The organism is Veillonella sp. ICM51a (assembly GCF_000524355.1).
Lineage (GTDB): Bacteria > Bacillota > Negativicutes > Veillonellales > Veillonellaceae > Veillonella > Veillonella atypica.
Map to the genome: position 1 here is coordinate 1 of NZ_JAPX01000007.1, position 4,405 is coordinate 4,405.

At 36.7% G+C, this 4,405-nt stretch carries 5 protein-coding genes; 1 reads left to right on the forward strand and 4 read right to left on the reverse strand.

Going from position 1 to position 4,405, the window contains the following annotated elements:
* Window positions 1–75: 75 nt before the first annotated feature.
* From HMPREF1504_RS00970 to nth, 3 genes are all read right to left on the reverse strand, one after another.
* Window positions 76–345 carry a YdbC family protein gene (locus tag HMPREF1504_RS00970; RefSeq protein WP_005376370.1) on the reverse strand — a complete coding sequence of 90 codons (270 nt, stop codon included), beginning with the start codon at window positions 343–345 and terminating at the stop codon, window positions 76–78.
* Window positions 346–447: 102 nt separating this feature from the next.
* The gene (locus HMPREF1504_RS00975; RefSeq protein WP_038122709.1) at window positions 448–1,887 is read right to left on the reverse strand and encodes a hypothetical protein; all 1,440 of its coding nucleotides are present in this window, start codon (window positions 1,885–1,887) and stop codon (window positions 448–450) included.
* 1 nt (window position 1,888) lies between these two features.
* Window positions 1,889–2,524, reverse strand: coding sequence for an endonuclease III (gene nth, locus HMPREF1504_RS00980; RefSeq protein ID WP_005376356.1), 636 nt, complete (start codon window positions 2,522–2,524; stop codon window positions 1,889–1,891).
* Window positions 2,525–2,647: 123 nt separating this feature from the next.
* Here nth and HMPREF1504_RS00985 point away from each other — a divergent pair, with 123 nt between their 5' ends.
* Window positions 2,648–2,917 carry a DUF896 domain-containing protein gene (locus tag HMPREF1504_RS00985; RefSeq protein WP_038122712.1) on the forward strand — a complete coding sequence of 90 codons (270 nt, stop codon included), beginning with the start codon at window positions 2,648–2,650 and terminating at the stop codon, window positions 2,915–2,917.
* 46 nt (window positions 2,918–2,963) lie between these two features.
* Here HMPREF1504_RS00985 and HMPREF1504_RS00990 read toward each other — a convergent pair whose 3' ends face one another.
* Entirely contained in the window at window positions 2,964–4,211 is a 1,248-nt protein-coding gene (locus HMPREF1504_RS00990) for an aminotransferase class I/II-fold pyridoxal phosphate-dependent enzyme (protein WP_005376127.1), read from the reverse strand.
* Window positions 4,212–4,405: the final 194 nt, after the last annotated feature.

Sequence of the window (4,405 nt, forward strand, 5' to 3'; positions counted from 1 at the left end):
GATTAAGCAACTTCATTATAACAGAGTTCCTTCTCATTTTTTATTCACTTGTCACAAATGTATTATACTCTTACACTACTCTTTAGAAGCCTGTTTTTCTTCAATTGCTTCCGCTAAGATAGTTTCTAAATCACTTTCATTCAAAAGATCGCGTAATGCAATCAATTCTTCCAAGGAAAGAGTAATCCCTTTTTTCATACTTGTATATTCGCTATCCCAAGCACGAAGATCAAATTTAGGATTATATTTCCCCCAGCTTGTGCATGTAAGTTGTTTTTTCCAGCCATCTTTATCTTCTGATAATGTGCCGATAACTTTGAAAATTTCGAAATTAATAACAGCCATTGTTACCTCCCTCCTCACCTAATTACAGTGTACACTATGTGTCAAATTATGTAGTTCTAAATCGATACGATATATTGTAAACCAAATTACCTATATTGACAATTATTTTTTATAGTCACTGTAGTCTTCAATATCGATGGATGTCGTCGGAGGCATTACGTCAGCACCCAAAGAATTCATATTTTCTTGCCATGATGCTCGTGCAGATTTGATAGTCTCTTTATACGCTTCATCAATATTTTTGGCCGCATTAACTAGTAGCGATTCATCATTTACATCGAGTACACGGCGACGTACGCTGCTAAGCATATAGCCGAAGGATTCTTCTGTTTGAACGAGCATAGAAATCTCTTGCATTAAGGTTTGCCCAATTGTGCTAGAGAAATATGTATACCACATATATGCCAATTCTACATCAGGGAACATCCAATATACACCCGTACTAGGTGCTTCTGTACCCATAGACACCTCTACATGGTCACTATAGCGGGTAAAAGCTAAGTAATACGCTCCATTTTCACGAAGTGCCGCACGTCCTAGTTCTGAAACACGACTATCTATACAATAAATGCCATCCTGACCTAAAGCTACATCAGTTTGACCGCCAGGCAATAAAATAGAACGTAAAGACAAACCGTAGTTTAATACAGTAAATACCGGTAATTGAGCAAAGACGCCATGAGGCAATGGAATATAATTAATAGCTTTCCAGTCATCACCAACTCGTTCACGAAGGCCTACACGCATCTTTTTAACATCATATTTACCATAAATGATTTCATAAGCCCCAAGGGGAGTCCATTCACGAATAGATTCTACACGTTTTTGGTTCAAAAAGAATTGTAATGCCATATTATTCAATCCCAATTGATTTTGTGCCATCGTTGCTGGTAAGAACAATTGAGCCGTCCCTTCTGGAACTAAATTATGCAAACCATTAGCTACCTCTTCTACAATATCTTCAGAGGATTGGAACATACCAACCGTACCTGTAAAGATATGGTCAAAATAGCTACGATGAGGCCATTGATTAATAATCTGAGCCATTGGATACAATCGAGAGATAATGCTATAACATACGGGAGATGCTGTATAGAGGACAACCTTTTTATCCTCATAAGATTGTAAAATTTCTTCTATCATGCCAGCGTATTCTTCTACATACGCATATAAGACGAGCTCTCCAGTTTTACTATGACTTTCTATACTTTCACGAACAGGCGTTTCCCATATAGTTCCTACATCAAGACCATCTAGAATTCCAGTATCACTAATAAAATCAAAGAGTTCTACCGTAAATGAAGGGCCGTACAATGCACGAAAGGTATTTACATCATATGGAATAGGTCCAAAGGATTCCACCGTAGATTTCTCAGCTAATCCATATAAGTCCTCTGGTGTAACACCCCATTCACGAGAATTCGCATTGCTAGAAAGCAATTGATCTAATACTTTAAAACGCATTAATTCGTTGACGATATCAATACCTTCTATGCCATATTGAGCACAAAGGGCAATTAGTTCTTCATTATTCTTTTTCATATTAAACCTTTCCTGCTGACGGACAAAGATGATGTAAAAAACAAGTTTCACATAGAGGCTTACGAGCTTTACAAACACGTCGTCCATGATAAATCAGCCAATGATGAGCTGCAGACCACTTCTCTTTTGGTATAGCCTTTTGCAATTTTTGTTCCATTTCTTCTGGCGTCTTTGCAATACCTAATTTCAATCGGTTTGCTACACGGAATACATGTGTATCCACCGCAATAGCTGGTGTTCCGAATAATACGGATACCACAACGTTTGCCGTTTTTCGACCTACACCGGGTAATTCAACGAGCTGATCAAATTCACGTGGCACTTCTCCATGATATTGTTCTACCAATATATGACAAGTGGCAATCAAATTCTTCGCCTTTGATTTATACAAACCACAATCCTTGATAAGAGCTTCTAGTTTTGTAACACCAACCTCTAGCATCTTAGCCGGATGATTTAATGCAGGGAACAATCGTTTTGTAACAATGTTAACCCTCTCATCTGTGCACTGTGCAGATAACACAACAGCGACTAATAATTCAAATTCATTTGTGTATTTAAGAGCAGGTTTAGCATCAAAATAATGCTCTTCTAATAATGCTAATTGTTCTGCCTTAATTGCTTTCGTAACACGCACGATAAACTCCTTTCTCACCTGTGAAAGTACGAACTCGTACAATTTATATCTTACCATACGTATTCATTAAGTTCTATGTTATAATAAATTATGTTATTCTAATATAGAATACAGGAGGCAATTATGACCAATATTAACGATACATTAAAACGTATAAATGAACTAGCAGCTAAGAAAAAATCAGGTCAAGAACTAACACCTGAAGAATTAGCCGAAAAGAAAGAGCTATATAACATCTATTTAGGCTTTATTAAAGGACAAATCACAGATACCTTAGATCGCGTTGGATTTGTTGATCCTAAAACAGGTGAACGAACAGCACCTAAAAAAGCGCTTGAAAACTTAGCGTTAGAGGCAGATAAAGAAATTAAAGAACGTAAGGACATTCACTAACACTAAAAGGCACTTCAAATTGAAGTGCCTTTTTAAATTCATTTCTTTATAATTTGCCTAATCGTTTCATTGCATCATAGATTTTTCCAGCTAATCCCTTCATTTGGAATTTAGGAATACCACATGCAGCGATACGAATACCATTGCCTAACGCAATGCAATAAATATGTTCTTTTTTTAGTTCTTCACAAATAGCGGTACCAGAATCAGTTGGTATAGTAATAAAGAAACCACCTCGATATGGCAACATAGGTAAGCCCACTTGTGCTGCCTCTTGTTTAAAGATATCTGCACGATCGCGAATCAATTGATAATAACAATTACGTTCGTCCTCATAAGCCTTAAATTTATCAGGGTCAGAAACGATATTCGCCATAGCGCGCATTGCTGGACGACAAATATTAGACCAGGTTGCACGACTAGTCGATTTATTCACTTCTAAGAATTCATCGGCGATTTCTTCATCAGAAGAAATACCAATCATAGCGCCAACACGTTGACCATACATTGTAAAGCCCTTAGATAAGCTATAACATACACAAACTAGGATTTCCTTTGGTAAGTGCCCCATCTTTTTAAAGAATGCGCGGACTTCTTCTTTTTCACCAGAATAATCCAAATAAGCCACATCGATACCAATGATGACGTTATTGCGACCAATAGCAACTAATTCTTTCAAGAAACTAAGAATAGAATCCCAGTCCTTATCCTCTACAGAATATCCTGTAGGATTATTACCTGGTGTATTAAATAAGATAACAACATTTGTTTGTTTAGCAGCTAATTCCTTAACACGATGTTGGAATGCATCATGATTAAAGTTATTATGTTCATCAAATAAAGAGTATGTAACAAGTGTACGTCCATTATCACTACAAATAATACGATATGCACCCCAGTACCAATCTGCAGTTAATACTTCATCACCAGGTTCAGTATAGTTATGTACCAAATGATGAATACCGCCTGTACCACCAGTGGTTGCGATGCTACGAATAAAGCCGTCAGGACGAGAATCACCAAAGCATTCTTTTTCAGCACATTCCAAATATTGTGGAATCCCTGCAATAGGGGCATATCCAATATGTTCGGTGTCAGATAAATTTAAATATTCTTCTTTTACAGTTTTTAAGAATACTAAATTACCTTCTTCATCATAAATAGCACCCAAAGTACCATTTACTACATTTTCACGACCATTTAATTTTGTATCTTCCGCCGCCTGTCCTGCAGTTACAAAGATTACATCTTTTAATTTTTTTCCTCTTGCGTGTTTCGCTGCTACACTTGTCATCGCATACACCATCCTAACTAAAAAGAACTATTACATCAATATCATACCTAAAGTTAAGCATTTATACAATGAGTATTCATGAAAAATATTGTATACATGAGTGAATACAAAAAAGGCTCTCTGTCAAATGTTGGGGTATTCACCCTACGAGTCTTCTTTGGCACCAATCATAGTTATGGTTGGTGCCATTCTTT

What these genes read in the sequence shown, in the direction of transcription:
- HMPREF1504_RS00975 (WP_038122709.1), bottom strand. Translation starts at nt 1,887, where the DNA reads ATGAAAAAGAATAATGAAGAACTAATTGCCCTTTGTGCTCAATATGGC.
- HMPREF1504_RS00970 (WP_005376370.1), bottom strand. Translation starts at nt 345, where the DNA reads ATGGCTGTTATTAATTTCGAAATTTTCAAAGTTATCGGCACATTATCA.
- HMPREF1504_RS00990 (WP_005376127.1), bottom strand. Translation starts at nt 4,211, where the DNA reads ATGACAAGTGTAGCAGCGAAACACGCAAGAGGAAAAAAATTAAAAGAT.
- HMPREF1504_RS00985 (WP_038122712.1), top strand. Translation starts at nt 2,648, where the DNA reads ATGACCAATATTAACGATACATTAAAACGTATAAATGAACTAGCAGCT.